The organism is Winogradskyella haliclonae (assembly GCF_014635865.1).
GTDB classification, from domain to species: Bacteria; Bacteroidota; Bacteroidia; order Flavobacteriales; family Flavobacteriaceae; genus Winogradskyella; species Winogradskyella haliclonae.
Genome location: NZ_BMDQ01000002.1, coordinates 287,981 through 303,321, shown reverse-complemented (window position 1 = coordinate 303,321; position 15,341 = coordinate 287,981). Strand labels below are relative to the sequence as shown.

The window sequence follows — 15,341 nt, the reverse complement described above, 5'->3', positions numbered from 1 at the left end:
TATGACAGAAAACGAGAAGGCCAAGTCCTATTGGAAAGAAAACATCAGATACGTTTTTATATTAATGCTGATATGGTTTTTAGTATCCTTTGGCGCTGGAATTTTGTTTAAAGACTTTTTAAATTCGATTAAAATAGGAGGGTTTAAACTTGGGTTTTGGTTTGCTCAACAAGGTTCGATGTATGTTTTTGTCGTTCTAATTTTTGTATATGTTTATTTAATGAATAGACTAGATAAAAAATATGGTTATGACGAATAGTCTTGTTCTATTAAAAGCACTAGATGTCCAAACATGGACATATATTCTTGTCGGAATTACATTTGCCTTGTACATTAGTATTGCCATATGGTCTAGAGCAGGCTCTACAAAAGATTTCTATGTTGCTGGTGCTGGTGTTTCTCCTTTAGCCAATGGAATGGCAACTGCTGCCGATTGGATGAGTGCTGCATCTTTTATTTCTATGGCGGGTATAATTTCTTTTGCTGGTTACGACGGCGCTGTTTATTTAATGGGTTGGACAGGTGGATATGTTTTATTGGCCTTGCTTTTAGCACCATACTTAAGAAAGTTTGGAAAGTTTACCGTCCCAGATTTTATTGGAGATCGCTATTATTCAAAAACAGCACGTATTGTTGCTGTATTTTGTGCACTATTAGTCTCTTTTACATATGTTGCTGGACAAATGCGTGGAGTCGGTATTGTATTTTCTCGTTTTTTAGAAGTTGATATTGATACTGGCGTTATTATTGGAATGCTTATCGTTTTATTCTATGCAGTTCTTGGCGGTATGAAAGGCATCACTTATACCCAAGTTGCGCAGTATTGCGTTCTGATTTTTGCTTTTATGGTACCAGCAATCTTCATTTCAATACAAATGACAGGTCATCCTATTCCGCAATTTGGATTTGGAAGTGAGTTATCAGACGGTTCAGGGACATTTCTTTTAGATAAATTAGATGGACTAAGTACAGAACTTGGTTTTTCAGAATATACCGAAGGCTCAAAATCTACCTTAGATGTTTTTGCAATTACTTTAGCTCTAATGGTTGGTACTGCAGGATTGCCACATGTAATTGTTAGGTTTTTTACTGTAAAACGAGTTAAAGATGCACGTAAATCAGCCGGAATTGCCCTATTACTTATTGTTGTTTTGTATACAACAGCACCAGCAGTTGCAGCATTTGCTCGTACGAATATGATTGAAACAGTATCAAATAAGACTTATGCCGATGTGCCTGAGTGGTTTAAAAAATGGGAGACAACAGGTTTAATTACTTATGAAGACAAAAATAAAGATGGGATTATTCAATATGTGGCAGATGAAAAAACAAATGAATTAGTTGTTGATAGAGATATAATGGTTTTAGCTAATCCTGAAATAGCCAAACTTCCTAATTGGGTTATTGCTTTGGTAGCAGCTGGAGGTTTAGCAGCAGCTTTATCTACTGCAGCAGGGCTTTTATTAGTGATCTCGGCATCTGTTTCTCACGATTTGATTAAAAAAATAATAAAGCCTACAATATCTGAAAAAGGCGAACTAATTGCTGCGCGTTTATCTGCAGTTGGTGCTGTTTGTGTTGCTGGTTATTTCGGAATACATCCGCCAGGTTTTGTGGCTGCAGTCGTTGCGTTGGCATTTGGGCTCGCGGCGGCATCTTTTTTTCCTGCAATTATTATGGGAATTTTCTATAAAAAAATGAATAAAGAAGGTGCAATAGCAGGTATGATTGTTGGTATTACAGCAATGTTATTGTATATGATGAAATATAAGCTTGGTTGGTTTGATGATGCTCTACCTAATAAAAATGAATGGTGGTTTGGAATTTCTCCAGAAGGTTTTGGAGCTATAGCAATGTGTCTTAATTTTGTAGTTTCTATTATTGTATTACAATTCACTCAAGCGCCTCCAAAAGATGTTCAGAATATTGTAGAGAATATAAGAATACCGAGTGGAGCAGGTGAGGCTTCAAATCATTAATAGAACTATGTAATGGATAATAAATAAATCATGAGTAATTACCACATTAAAAGTTTTGAAGAATATTTTCAGGTGTATCGAAAATCTATTGAGAATCCTAAAGTGTTCTGGGAAGAAATTGCCGAAGAGCATTTTACATGGCGCAAAAAGTGGCATAATGTACTGAGTTGGGATTTTACAAAACCAGAAGTGAAATGGTTTGAGGGTGCGCAGCTCAATATCACTGAAAATTGCTTGGATCGTCATTTAAGTACCCGTGGTGATAAGACCGCTATTTTATTTGAGCCTAATGATCCAAATGCTTCTGCAGAGCATATTAGCTATAAGCAGCTACATGAGCGCGTGTGCAAATTTGCTAATGTTTTAAAGAGTAAAGGCATACAAAAAGGCGACCGTGTTTGTATCTACCTGCCTATGATTCCAGAATTGGCAGTCTCCGTTTTGGCTTGTGCGAGAATAGGAGCTGTACACTCCGTTGTATTTGCTGGTTTTTCAGCGACTGCATTATCAACTAGAATTAATGATTGTGATGCTAAGATGGTGATTACATCTGATGGGTCTTATCGCGGTGCAAAAACAATTGATTTAAAAGGTATCGTTGATGATGCTTTAGAGGATTGCCCTGGCGTAGATACGGTATTAGTTGCTAAGCGTATTGAGTCTGATATTAACATGAAAACTGGTCGTGATTATTGGTTACAACCACTTTTAGATGATGCTTATGGGGATTGCGTGATAGAAATTATGGATGCAGAAGACCCATTGTTTATCCTATACACATCTGGTTCAACAGGAATGCCAAAAGGTATGTTGCACACTACTGCGGGTTATATGGTCTATTCGGCATATACCTTTAAAAACGTATTCGATTATAGAGAAAATGATGTCTATTGGTGTACCGCAGATATAGGCTGGATTACAGGTCATAGCTATATTGTTTATGGACCATTAGCGAATGGTGCAACTACCGTCATGTATGAAGGCGTACCAAGTTATCCAGATTTTGGACGATTTTGGGAGATTGTGGAAAAACACAAGGTCAACCAATTTTATACGGCACCAACAGCCATAAGAGCTTTAGCAAAACATGGTACCGAGCTTGTTGAAAAGCATGATTTATCTTCGCTCAAAGTCTTAGGCACCGTTGGAGAGCCCATAAATGAAGAAGCTTGGCATTGGTATAACGAAAATATTGGTAAGAAGAAAAGCCCGATTGTAGATACCTGGTGGCAAACAGAAACAGGTGGTATTATGATCACACCTATTCCGTTTTCTACGCCAACAAAACCCACCTATGCGACATTGCCATTTATTGGAATTCAACCTGCTTTAATGGATGAAAATGGAAAAGAGCTTAGTAATAATCAAGTGGATGGGCGTTTATGTATAAAATATCCTTGGCCATCCATGGCAAGAACCATTTGGGGAAATCATCAACGTTATAAAGACACATATTTTTCGGCTTTTGAAAACATGTATTTCACTGGAGATGGTGCGTTAAGAGATGAAGTAGGGTATTATCGTATTACAGGTCGTGTAGATGATGTGATTATTGTTTCTGGCCATAACTTAGGTACAGCACCTATTGAAGATGCTATAAACGAGCATCAAGCTGTTGCAGAGTCTGCTATTGTAGGCTTTCCGCATGATGTTAAAGGCAACGCCTTATATGGTTATGTTACTTTAAAAGGCAGTGGCGAAGGTAGAGACCATGATAATTTGCGTAAAGAAATTAATCAGTTAATCACGGATAGAATAGGGCCAATTGCCAAACTGGACAAGATTCAGTTCACAAACGGTTTACCAAAAACGCGTTCTGGTAAAATTATGCGTCGAATTCTAAGAAAAATTGCCTGTAATGAAGGAGAGCAATTAGGTGATATTAGTACCTTACTAAATCCTGAAGTGGTTCAGGACATTAAAGATAATGTAGTTTAGACTTAGTTAGATTTTTCTTGATTTGCTTTTTTAACTATGGCTTTTAAGCGCTCTTTGCGTAACTCGGCCTCTTGTTTTTTCTTATTCTTTTTTTGAGCTATAAGTCGGCTGTGCTTCGCTTTGTTTTTTGTGTTTTTTTCTTGTCCTTTTTTGGCCATTATATGTTTAGATACCGTTTAATATTACTAATTTCGACTTTTTATTTAGCAATATAAAATAGATCATGCTTAAAGCCGTATTATTTGATATGGATGGTGTTATTGTAGACACGGAGCCATTGCATAGAAAAGCCTATTTTAAAATGTTTTCTGATGTTGATATTAGTGTCGATGAGGATTTGTATGCCTCATTTACAGGACAATCAACGATAAATATTTGTAAACGTTTGGTAAGTCACTTTAGTTTAAGTTATTCGCCAGAATATCTTGTAAAACAAAAGCGCTATCATTTTAAGTATTTATTTGAAAACGATAGCGATTTAAGGTTAATTGATGGTGTTTTGGACTTGATTAAAGATTACCATGCAAATAATATGAAGCTTGTTGTGGCTTCTTCTGCATCCATGCCTAATATCAATCGTATTTTCGAGCGTTTTGATTTAAATCAATATTTCATGGGGAAATTTAGTGGTGCAGATTTAAAGCAATCCAAGCCGCATCCAGAGATATTTATTAAAGCGGCAGCCCACACAGGATTTAAAAAATCTGAATGTATGGTCATAGAAGATTCTACAAACGGAATTAAAGCAGCTAATGCTGCAGGTATTTTTTGTGTAGGTTTTAAAAGTCCACACTCATCGCATCAAGACTATAGCTTAGCGGATATTATAATTACTGAATATAGTGAAATTACCAGTGATAAAGCCTTAAGTTTATTTAATTAGTAGTAATTAGTTGTCATCATCTTTGTCCTTCTTTTTCCTACGTTTTTTCTTCTTTTTCTTTTTGATTTCGTTTTCTCGAAACTCACCTTTAAGAAGTTTATCTAATTCATAATTATCTTTAGCTGATAACAAACTCTTTAATTCTTTAAAATGCTCTTCTTTTAAGGCATCAAAAGTATCTTTTCGTTGAGCAGAATTTTCAAAATCAAGTTTTACTAATTCCTTTACTTTAGCAAAGTAATCATTTAAGGTTAACTTAGCGATTTCTTTCTGAAAATCGTCTGCTTCTAGAATAGAAAGGAAATTAATAATATATTCTTCTTGACGCTCAGCAGCTTTTTTTTCCATACTAACCTTTCTATTTTCGTCTGTAATGGGGTTAGGTTGTTGACGTCCTAGTCTGTTTTGACGTTGCCTGCCAAATTGTGCAGTTGCAGTTGCTGTTGTAAGCAATATGCAGATTAAAATAAATACTCTTTTCATAATATTGTTTTTATAGCTTCTGTTGGTCTCCCAATGACAGCTTTGTTTTTATTGATTACAATTGGTCTTTCAATCAGTTTTGGGTGGTTGACCATGATTTCAATAATTTCAGAATCACTTAATTCTTTTCCTTTGAAGTCACTCTTCCAGATGGCTTCATTTTTTCTTACGAGCTCCAAAGGGGTTATGCCTAATTTACTAATAATCTCTGTGAGTTGAGCAACTGTAAGATGATTATCTAGATATTTTATGATTTCAAATGTTTGTCCTTCGTCTTCAAGCAAGGCCAAACCTTGCCTTGATTTTGTACATCTCGGGTTATGTAGTATTTGTATCATCGCTTTCTAATTAACAATTATTGTGCCGCATCTTTTTGGCCCATCATCATCAGATATTCCTTTAAAAAAGGTTCAATATCGCCATCCATTACGACATCAACATTTCCAGTTTCATGACCAGAACGTACATCTTTTACTAATTTGTATGGATGCATCACATAATTTCTAATTTGGCTTCCCCATTCAATCTTCATTTTGCTAGCTTCTATATCATCGCGTTGAGACATTTGTTTTTGCAATTCTATCTCGTAAAGTTGCGATTTAAGCATTTGCAATGCACGGGCACGATTATCATGCTGTGATCGCGTTTCAGAACATTGTATTTGAATCCCCGACGGCTTGTGAAGCAATTGTACTTTTGTCTCTACCTTATTTACATTTTGCCCACCTGCACCACTTGAACGCGCCGTTGTAATTTCTATATCCGATGGATTAATATCTATTTCTATAGAGTCATCTACCAATGGATAGACATAAACAGAAGCAAAACTCGTATGGCGTTTGGCATTACTATCAAAAGGAGAAATACGCACTAATCGATGTACGCCATTTTCACCTTTAAGCCAACCAAAGGCATAATCACCTTCTATCTCTAATGTCACGGTTTTTATACCAGCAACATCACCATCTTGTAAGTTAAGCTCTTTAATCTTAAAACCACTCTTTTCAGCATACATGATATACATACGCATGAGCATGCTTGCCCAGTCACAACTTTCAGTACCACCAGCACCAGCAGTGATTTGTAATACAGCACTTAAACTATCACCTTCTTCAGAAAGCATGTTTTTAAACTCTAATTTTTCAATAGCATTAATCGACTTTTCATAACGTGCCACAACATTTTCCATAGGCGCTTCATCTTCTTTGAAAAACTCGTAGATGACTTCTAAATCTTCAAAAAGTGTTGCAGCTGCCTCAAAATCGTTAATCCAACTTTTCTTTTCGCGAAGCGATTTCATTACAGCTTCTGCTTTTTTAGAATCGTTCCAGAAATTTGGGTCAAAGGTTTGCTCTTCTTCGTTAGCTATTTCTATGCGTTTGGCATCTAAGTCAAAGATACTGCCTCAGTGCGTCGAGACGGGAATTAAGATTTTTTATTTGATCGGATGTAATCATTCAAATTTGAATTTATGCAAATATAAGATGATGACTTAAAGTGTTGTTATTTTTAAATAGAATTTTTAGAAATTCCGTAGTTTTATGTCTCTTTAAAAAACTGACTATGAAATCCACACTTCGCATTATACTTGTGTTGCTATTTTGTTCTAATATTCAGGCTCAAATATTGAATAAAACGGGACTTAAATCTTATGAAGGTTATTTTGATTTCTTTTACGAGGAATCTACAGATAAAATCTATTTAAAAGTAGAAAAACTTAATGAAGAGTTTTTGTATGTTAATTCTTTAGCATCGGGTGTTGGTAGTAATGATATTGGTTTGGATCGGGGTCAATTGGGTAATGAGCGTGTGGTCTATTTCCAAAAAGCTGGAAATAAATTGCTTTTAATTCAACCTAATTTGAGGTATCGGGCCAATACAGATAATGAATTAGAACGAAAAAGTATAGAGCAAGCTTTTGCAAAATCCGTGCTTTTCGGATTTAAAATTGTAGAACAAAAAACCGGGTATTATATTATAGATTTTACGGCATTTTTAATGCAAGATGCGCACAATGTCTCAGGAAGATTAAAAGGCAGAGGAGAAGGGAGTTATAAAATAGACGCTTCAAAAAGCGCATTGGCATTAGAACGCACCAAAGCATTTCCTAAAAATGTAGAATTTGAAGCCTTGTTGACGTTTAAAGGAAATCCTACGGGTAGAAATTTGAGAAGTGTGACGCCTACGTCGTCTTTAGTAACTGTTACACAACATCATTCTTTTGTAGAATTACCAGATAGTAATTATAAACCAAGAGCTTTTGATACACGTAGTGGTGCAATCTCTATGAGTTATTTAGATTATGCCACACCAATTCAGGACGACATAAGAAAGCGATTTATAATTCGTCATCGCTTAGAAAAGAAAAATCCTGAAGCTACTATTAGCGAAGCTAAAGAGCCTATAATATACTATCTCGACCCTGGAACTCCAGAACCTGTACGTTCAGCATTATTAGACGGTGCACGTTGGTGGAACCAAGCTTATGAAGCAATTGGTTTTAAGGATGCCTTTCAAGTAAAAATGCTACCTGAAGATGCGGACCCAATGGATTGCAGGTACAACGTCATACAATGGGTGCATCGCAGTACAAGAGGTTGGAGTTATGGTGGTAGTGTGGTAGATCCAAGAACTGGCGAAATTATTAAAGGCCATGTGAGTTTAGGGAGTTTACGTATACGTCAAGATTTTATGATTGCGCAAGCGCTGATGAATAAACCTTTTGCTGAAAGCGATGATAATTACCAACCGATGTTGGAGATGGCTTTGGCTAGAATTCGTCAATTGAGCGCACATGAAGTGGGGCATACTATTGGTTTTGCACACAATTTTGCTGCAAGTGCTAATAATCGTGCTTCGGTTATGGATTATCCGCATCCACAAATTGAGCTTAAAAATGGAAAAATTGATTTCAGTAATGCTTATGCCACAGGCATCGGCGATTGGGATAAAGTTACTGTAGCTTACAGTTATTCTGAATTTGATAAAAATGCCGACGAGAAATCAGAATTAAATAAAATTCTAAAGGCTTCAACTTTTGCAGGGCATCGTTTTGTCACAGATTCAGATGCACGAGCAGCTGGTGGTGCGCATGCTACAGCACATTTATGGGATAATGGTGGCAATGCCGCTGATGAGTTAGAAAAAGTGTTGGCTTTACGTGAGATCGCCATTTCGAACTTTTCAAAAGATAATATTAAGAGCTATGAACCCTATTCGGTTTTAGAGGATGTTTTTGTACCGCTGTATTTTTACCATCGCTACCAAACGGAAGCAGCGACTAAAGTCATTGGCGGGTTAGATTATAACTATGCTGTAAAAGATGGTGGTGAGTTTACAACAAAACCGATTGACGTAAAACAACAACGTAAAACACTGAGTGTTTTATTAAGTACATTTGATGCTAAAAACTTAGCGATTCCTAAAGGCAAACTAGGGCTATTTCCACCACGAGCATTTGGTTACGGTCGCACACGAGAATCCTTTAAAGGAAAAACCGGTGTTGCTTTTGATCCATTGAGTGCGGCGAATACCGCTAGTGATATGACCTTAAAGTATCTATTACATCCGCAACGTGCCAATCGATTGGTTTTACAGAAGAGTTTGGATGAAAAGCAGATAGGCTTAGAAGAAGTGTTTGAAACAGTTTTTAAGTCAGTTTTCACTATGAGCGACAATAGTTACCATAACGAAATTAAATTTCAAGTTGCTAATAATTTCTTAAAGCATGTTATGAATTTGGCTTTAAATGATGAGTCATATTTTCAAACAAAAGCAATTTCTAATCAATTTTTGGTTAAAGTTTTCAGTGATTTTAATACAGAAAAAGTTAATAAAGCTTATGGAGTCCAATTCAAATTGACATTGGAGAATTTTTATAAAAACCCAGAAAAATTCAAACTAAAAGCATCACCTAAGATTCCTGATGGCTCACCAATAGGCAGTGATATTTGTAATTATAACCCAACTAACTAATGATAATAGATTTACGTAGCGATACTGTAACCAAACCAACTAAAGGCATGTTAGATGCTATGCTAACGGCAGAAGTTGGAGATGATGTATATAAAGAAGACCCAAGTATTAATGCCTTAGAGCAACGATTGGCGGATATGTTTGGTATGGACGAAGCCTTATTTTTTCCAACAGGAAGTATGGCTAATCAAGCTGCATTAAAATTGCATACCAATCCAGGCGAACAGGTTATTTGCGATAAGTATGCACACATATATAATTATGAAGGTGGTGGCGCTTCTTTTAATAGTGGAATTTCATGCAAGCTAGTAGATGGGCATCGTGGTATGTTTACAGCAGAACAGACGAAAGCATCTATAAATCCTCCAGATTTTTATCACAGTCCATTAACATCTTTAATAGCTGTAGAAAACACAACAAATAAAGGTGGTGGTGCTTGTTGGGATTTTGAAGAACTCAAGAAATTGCGACAAGTAGCTTCTAATAATGATTTAGGTTACCATTTGGATGGTGCCAGATTATGGAATGCACTCATTGCTACTGGTCAAAAACCAAAACAATATGGCGAATTGTTTGATACCATTTCTGTGTGCTTAAGTAAAGGCTTAGGTTGTCCAATGGGCTCCGTCTTAATAGGAAATAGTAACTTGATGAAAAATGCCATCCGTGTTCGTAAGATTTTAGGTGGTGGTATGCGTCAAGTTGGTTTTGCTGCAGCAGCAGGTTTATATGCTTTAAATCATCATTTGGATAGGTTGGCTGAGGACCATAAAAAAGCTAAAGAAATAGGAGAGATGCTTTTAAAAAATGACGCTATTGAAAAAGTTGAACCTATAGAAACTAATATTGTCATTTTTGAGTTAAAATCTCACATCGATGACAACCAATTTCAGAATAATTTATCTGAAAAAGGCATCAAAATCATTGGTATGGGTAGTAATAAATTGCGTATGGTGACGCACTTAGATTATACGGATATAATGCATTCTAAATTAATAGATATATTAAAAAATCTATAGATTATAATCCCGGAATATTCGGCATGCCTTCTTTGGCAACAGCTGCCAATTCAGCTTCATTTACAGCAGTTGCACGCTCAATGGCTTTGTTAAGTGTAAGGATAAGGTAATCTTCGAGCATTTCCTTGTCTGTCAAAATTTCCTCGTCAATTTCCAAAGATTTTATGGTTCTATTTGCAGTAATAGTCACTTTTAGTTTCCCATCAGTACTGGCTTCATCTAGCAAAACACTGTGCAAACGCTCTTTAGTTTCTTCAACTTTCTTTTGGGCTTCTTTTAATTTATTCATCATGCCCATCATATCTCCAAACATAATCTTTCCGGTTTAAAAATTTATACGTTACAAAATTAGTAAATTGCGCCACTTTTTTGATTTAAAAAAATAATAAATATGGCTAACAGTTCCCTCAGAATTCCTCCAATAGCAAAGAAAGTTCCTAAAAAACTTGAAAAGCATGGCGATGAAAGAATAGACAACTATTTCTGGATGAATAATCGTGAAGACGAAGAGGTTATTAATCATCTCATAGCTGAAAATGCTTATTGTGATGAGATGATGGCGCATACTAAGGGTTTTCAGAATGATTTATTTGAAGAAATGAAAGGGAGAATTAAGGAAGATGACTCTTCTGTACCCTACAAATACAATGGCTATTGGTATATTACAAAATTTGAAAAAGGGAAAGACTATCCAATATACACACGTAAAAAAGAAACTTTGGAGGCTGATGAAGAATTATTGTTTGATTGTAATGTTATGGCCAAAGGAGAAGCTTATTTTAAACTAGTAGGTATTTCAATCAGTCCAGATAACACAAAAGTCTCTTTTGGTTTAGACTTGACAGGAAGGCGCAATTACACCATTTATGTTAAGGATTTAATCACTGATAAGTTAGAAAGCGACAAGATAGAGTATACGACTGGTTCTTCAAGTTGGGCAAATGATAATCATACATTGTTTTACACCAAAAAAGATGAACAAACCTTACGTTCTTATCAAATTTATAGACACAAACTAGGTCAAGACGAGGATGAGTTGGTCTTTGAAGAAACCGATGATACTTTTGGAGTTGCCGTCTATAAATCAAAATCAAGAAAATACATCATCATTGCATGTTATAGTACACTAACTAATGAATATCATATTTTAAATGCAGATACTCCAGATGAAGCTTTCAAAAACTTTAGTCCAAGAGTTAGAGGTTTAGAGTATAGTATTGCACATTATAATGGCGACTTCTATGTAATGACCAATAAAGATAAGGCTGTCAACTTTAAATTGATGAAGACATCAGAAGCAAATACAAATATCAGTAATTGGGTAGATGTCATTGCGCATAGAGAAGATACCCTCATAGAGAATATTGATATTTTCAAAGATTACTTGGTGGTTAGCGAACGCACTAATGGTCTTAATCTCATCCGTATTATGCAATGGGATGGAAGCGAAGACTACTATCTGCCATTTGATTCAGAAACGTATACATCCTATACAAGTACAAATGTAGATTTTGATACTGAAATACTACGTTATGGTTATAACTCTATGACCACTCCGGCATCTGTTATAGAATATAACATGCGTACTAAAGCTCAAAAAATATTAAAAGAGCAAGAGGTTTTAGGTGGAAAATTCGATAAAAAAAATTACACAGAAGAACGCCTTTGGGCAACAGCAGAAGATGGCACAAAGATTCCGATGTCAGTTGTTTATAGAAAAGGATTAAAAAAAGATGGTAAGAATCCATTATTGCAATATTCTTACGGTTCTTATGGCTCTACAGTTGATCCTTATTTTTCAACCATTCGATTGACACTACTAGATAGAGGTTTTATTTATGTTATTGCTCATATTCGAGGAGGTGAGTATTTAGGACGTAATTGGTACGAACATGGAAAACTACTAAAGAAGAAGAATACATTTACCGATTTTATCGCGTGCTCCAAATATTTGATTCAACAAGGTTACACGTCACCAGAACATTTATATGCAATGGGAGGAAGTGCAGGAGGCTTGTTAATGGGCGCTATAATTAATGAAGCTCCAAAATTGTACAATGGCATTATTGCAGCTGTACCTTTTGTAGATGTTGTAACTACAATGTTAGATGATTCAATTCCATTAACTACTGGAGAGTATGATGAATGGGGAAACCCTAATGAGAAAGATTATTATAACTATATGAAATCTTATTCGCCATACGATAATATAGAAGCCAAAAACTACCCAAATTTGTTTGTCACAGCTGGGTTGCATGATTCTCAGGTACAGTATTGGGAGCCAGCTAAATGGGTGGCTAAACTCAGAGAATTAAAGACAGATGCTAATAAATTATTCCTAAAAACTAATATGGATGCTGGTCATGGAGGTGCTTCGGGTAGATTTGAATCCTTAAGAGAAGACGCTGAGGAGTTTACCTTTCTATTAGACCTTGAAGGAATTAGCAGTTAATTGAAAAAAAAATTGTAGTTTTGCGCGGTTTTAGGTGACATTTTTTATATTGTTACTTGTAAATATCAAATATGACGAAAAGTAAACACGTTTATGACAACGTACTTCAACTTATTGGAAGTACGCCCCTAATTAAATTAAACAAGGTTACAGAAGACTTCGATGGTAATTTCTTTGCTAAGGTAGAAGCGTTTAACCCAGGTCATTCTTCAAAAGACAGAATAGCACTTCACATTATTGAAGAAGCAGAGCGTCAAGGCATTCTTAAACCAGGAGATACAATTATAGAAACTACATCTGGTAATACAGGTTTTAGTATAGCTATGGTTAGTATTATTAAAGGTTATGAGTGTATTTTAGCAGTTAGCTCAAAATCTTCCCCTGATAAGATAGATATGCTGAAGTCAATGGGAGCAAAGGTTTATGTTTGCCCTGCACATGTAAAAGCAGATGATCCGCGATCTTATTATGAAGTAGCTAAGCGTCTTCATAACGAAATTAAAGGCTCAGTCTATATCAATCAGTATTTTAATATTTTAAATACAGAAGCACATTACAAAACAACCGGTCCTGAAATTTGGGAACAGACTGACGGTAAGATTACACATTTGGTGGCTTGCAGTGGAACTGGAGGTACTATCTCTGGTATTGCTAGATTCTTAAAAGAACAAAACCCAAACGTAAATATTATCGGTGTAGATGCTTATGGTTCTGTACTAAAAAAGTATCATGAAACACGTGAGTTTGATGATAAAGAAATTTATCCGTATAGAATTGAAGGTTTAGGAAAAAACCTAATACCAACAGCCACTGATTTTGATGCTATAGATAAGTTTGTCAAGGTAACTGACGAAGAGAGTGCACATTCTGCTCGTGAAATATCTGCAAAAGAAGGTCTTTTTGTAGGTTATACTAGTGGAGCGGCTCTACAAGCGATAAAAACACTCAATGCATCTGGAGAGTTTAAGCCAACAGATACTATTGTTGTTGTTTTTCCTGATCATGGTTCACGCTACATGAGTAAAGTGTATAATGATAAGTGGATGGAAGACCAAGGCTTTTTCGATAGTCAAACAGAAATGCAAGCAACAATAGAATACGTAAAGTAATCAAGCAAATATAGATTATGCCCATTGATGTGTTCAATGGGCTTTTTTTATGTTTAAAACTTGGTGAATATAAAGGGGGAAATAAATTATGCATTCATAATATTATTACCTAATTTTGCCCGGTTACGCTAAACTAATTTTAACATAAAATTATAAATTGAGTTTCCTCTAAAAATTCAATTTAAAATGAGTTCGAAAAGATAGTATGAAGGATTTATTTGAAAAGATTTACAAAGACAAAGGGCCTTTAGGTAAATGGGCAGCACAAGCAGAAGGTTATTTTGTATTTCCTAAGTTAGAAGGAGAAATCTCTAACCGAATGAAATTTCAAGGAAAGGATGTTATTACATGGAGTATTAATGATTACCTTGGATTAGCAAATCATCCTGAAGTTCGTAAAGTAGATGCAGAAGCAGCTGCTCAATACGGTTCTGCATATCCAATGGGGGCTCGTATGATGTCTGGTCATACTGAATTGCATGAGCAATTACAAAATGAATTGGCAGAGTTTGTAAACAAAGAAGCTGCTTACTTATTAAATTTTGGTTACCAAGGTATGGTGTCTACTGTAGATGCTTTGGTAAGTAAAGATGATATTATTGTTTATGATGTTGATGCTCACGCTTGTATTATTGATGGTGTAAGATTGCATCACGGTAAGCGTTTTACATACAAGCACAATGATATAGAAAGTTTAGAAAAAAACTTAGAGCGTGCTACTAAAATGGCCGAAACTACTGGAGGAGGCATCCTAGTGATTTCTGAAGGTGTTTTTGGAATGCGAGGAGAACAAGGTCGATTAAAGGAAATTGTAGCGCTTAAAAAGAAGTTCAATTTCAGACTTTTTGTTGACGATGCTCATGGTTTTGGTACTTTAGGAGAGACTGGAGCAGGAGCAGGTCAAGAACAAGGTGTGCAAGATGATATTGATGTGTATTTTGCAACTTTTGCTAAGTCTTTAGCGAGTACAGGTGCTTTTATTGCTGCAGATCAAGAAATTATAGATTATTTAAAATACAATTTGCGTTCTCAGATGTTTGCAAAATCACTTCAAATGCAATTAGTAGTTGGAGCTTTGAAGCGTTTAGACATGCTTAGAACAATGCCAGAATTAAAGCAGAATCTTTGGAAGATTGTTGACGCTTTACAATCAGGTTTAAAGAATCGCGGATTTGATATCGGAACAACACAAAGTTGTGTAACACCGGTATATCTAAAAGGTAGTATTCCAGAAGCTATGGCTTTAGTTAGAGATCTAAGAGAAAATCACGGAATCTTCTGTTCTATAGTGGTTTATCCTGTAATACCTCGAGGATTAATTCTACTAAGAATGATACCTACAGCAACGCATACTTTACAAGATGTTGAAGAAACTTTAGATGCCTTTGATGCCATCAGAGAACGTTTAGATAACGGTACTTATAAGCGTATGTCTGCTGCTCTTATTGCTGCAATGGGAGAATAAAAATTCTAAAAATATATAAACACGAAAAGCTACCAATT

14 protein-coding genes are annotated in these 15,341 nt (G+C 35.6%); 9 read left to right on the top strand and 5 right to left on the bottom strand.

The genetic code is table 11. From position 1 onward, the window contains the following. Position 1: 1 nt before the first annotated feature. The 3 genes from IEV10_RS09425 to acs are packed head-to-tail and all read left to right on the top strand — an operon-like array spanning position 2 to position 3,917. Complete coding sequence (locus IEV10_RS09425) at positions 2-259, top strand: DUF4212 domain-containing protein (protein WP_188374469.1); 258 nt, start codon at positions 2-4, stop codon at positions 257-259. Further along, on the top strand, positions 249-1,979 hold the full coding sequence (locus tag IEV10_RS09420) for a sodium:solute symporter family protein (RefSeq protein WP_229719676.1): 1,731 nt from the start codon (positions 249-251) through the stop codon (positions 1,977-1,979). The genes IEV10_RS09425 and IEV10_RS09420 overlap by 11 nt, the downstream gene beginning before the upstream one ends. A gap of 30 nt (positions 1,980-2,009) precedes the next feature. Beyond that, complete coding sequence (gene acs / locus IEV10_RS09415; protein WP_188374467.1) at positions 2,010-3,917, top strand: acetate--CoA ligase; 1,908 nt, start codon at positions 2,010-2,012, stop codon at positions 3,915-3,917. Positions 3,918-3,919: 2 nt separating this feature from the next. On the opposite strand, the gene IEV10_RS09410 is transcribed toward acs, so the two are convergent. After that, entirely contained in the window at positions 3,920-4,075 is a 156-nt protein-coding gene (locus IEV10_RS09410) for a hypothetical protein (RefSeq protein ID WP_188374466.1), read from the bottom strand. 65 nt (positions 4,076-4,140) lie between these two features. Here IEV10_RS09410 and IEV10_RS09405 point away from each other — a divergent pair, with 65 nt between their 5' ends. Continuing rightward, a complete protein-coding gene (locus tag IEV10_RS09405; protein ID WP_188374465.1) occupies positions 4,141-4,800 on the top strand; it encodes an HAD family hydrolase in 660 nt (219 codons plus the stop codon). Positions 4,801-4,806: 6 nt separating this feature from the next. Here IEV10_RS09405 and IEV10_RS09400 read toward each other — a convergent pair whose 3' ends face one another. The 3 genes from IEV10_RS09400 to prfB form a co-directional block, all read right to left on the bottom strand. Continuing rightward, positions 4,807-5,283, bottom strand: a complete 477-nt coding sequence (locus IEV10_RS09400; protein ID WP_188374464.1) for a hypothetical protein — start codon at positions 5,281-5,283, stop codon at positions 4,807-4,809. Then, positions 5,280-5,621: an arsenate reductase (glutaredoxin) gene (gene arsC / locus IEV10_RS09395; RefSeq protein ID WP_188374463.1), complete on the bottom strand. Its 342-nt coding sequence runs from the start codon at positions 5,619-5,621 to the stop codon at positions 5,280-5,282. The genes IEV10_RS09400 and arsC overlap by 4 nt, the downstream gene beginning before the upstream one ends. Before the next feature lie 17 nt (positions 5,622-5,638). Continuing rightward, a protein-coding gene (prfB, locus tag IEV10_RS09390; protein WP_188374462.1) for a peptide chain release factor 2 occupies positions 5,639-6,740 on the bottom strand; the annotation gives its coding sequence in 2 pieces (ribosomal slippage) (positions 5,639-6,676 and positions 6,678-6,740; 1,101 coding nt in all). Positions 6,741-6,846: 106 nt separating this feature from the next. On the opposite strand from prfB, the gene IEV10_RS09385 reads away from it, so the two are divergent. Then, positions 6,847-9,258, top strand: coding sequence for a zinc-dependent metalloprotease (locus tag IEV10_RS09385; protein WP_188374461.1), 2,412 nt, complete (start codon positions 6,847-6,849; stop codon positions 9,256-9,258). After that, positions 9,258-10,277: a threonine aldolase family protein gene (locus IEV10_RS09380; protein WP_188374460.1), complete on the top strand. Its 1,020-nt coding sequence runs from the start codon at positions 9,258-9,260 to the stop codon at positions 10,275-10,277. The genes IEV10_RS09385 and IEV10_RS09380 overlap by 1 nt, the downstream gene beginning before the upstream one ends. A gap of 1 nt (position 10,278) precedes the next feature. Here the strand turns inward: IEV10_RS09380 and IEV10_RS09375 are convergent, their stop codons facing one another. Further along, entirely contained in the window at positions 10,279-10,590 is a 312-nt protein-coding gene (locus IEV10_RS09375) for a YbaB/EbfC family nucleoid-associated protein (RefSeq protein WP_188374459.1), read from the bottom strand. Positions 10,591-10,668: 78 nt separating this feature from the next. Here IEV10_RS09375 and IEV10_RS09370 point away from each other — a divergent pair, with 78 nt between their 5' ends. The 3 genes from IEV10_RS09370 to capB all read left to right on the top strand — a co-directional run bounded on the left by IEV10_RS09370 (position 10,669) and on the right by capB (position 15,303). Then, entirely contained in the window at positions 10,669-12,729 is a 2,061-nt protein-coding gene (locus IEV10_RS09370) for a S9 family peptidase (protein WP_188374458.1), read from the top strand. A gap of 71 nt (positions 12,730-12,800) precedes the next feature. Then, the gene (capA, locus tag IEV10_RS09365; protein WP_188374457.1) at positions 12,801-13,838 is read left to right on the top strand and encodes a cysteate synthase; all 1,038 of its coding nucleotides are present in this window, start codon (positions 12,801-12,803) and stop codon (positions 13,836-13,838) included. A 205-nt stretch (positions 13,839-14,043) separates the two neighbouring features. Then, positions 14,044-15,303, top strand: coding sequence for a cysteate-C-fatty acyltransferase (capB, locus tag IEV10_RS09360; protein WP_188374456.1), 1,260 nt, complete (start codon positions 14,044-14,046; stop codon positions 15,301-15,303). Positions 15,304-15,341 lie beyond the last annotated feature (38 nt).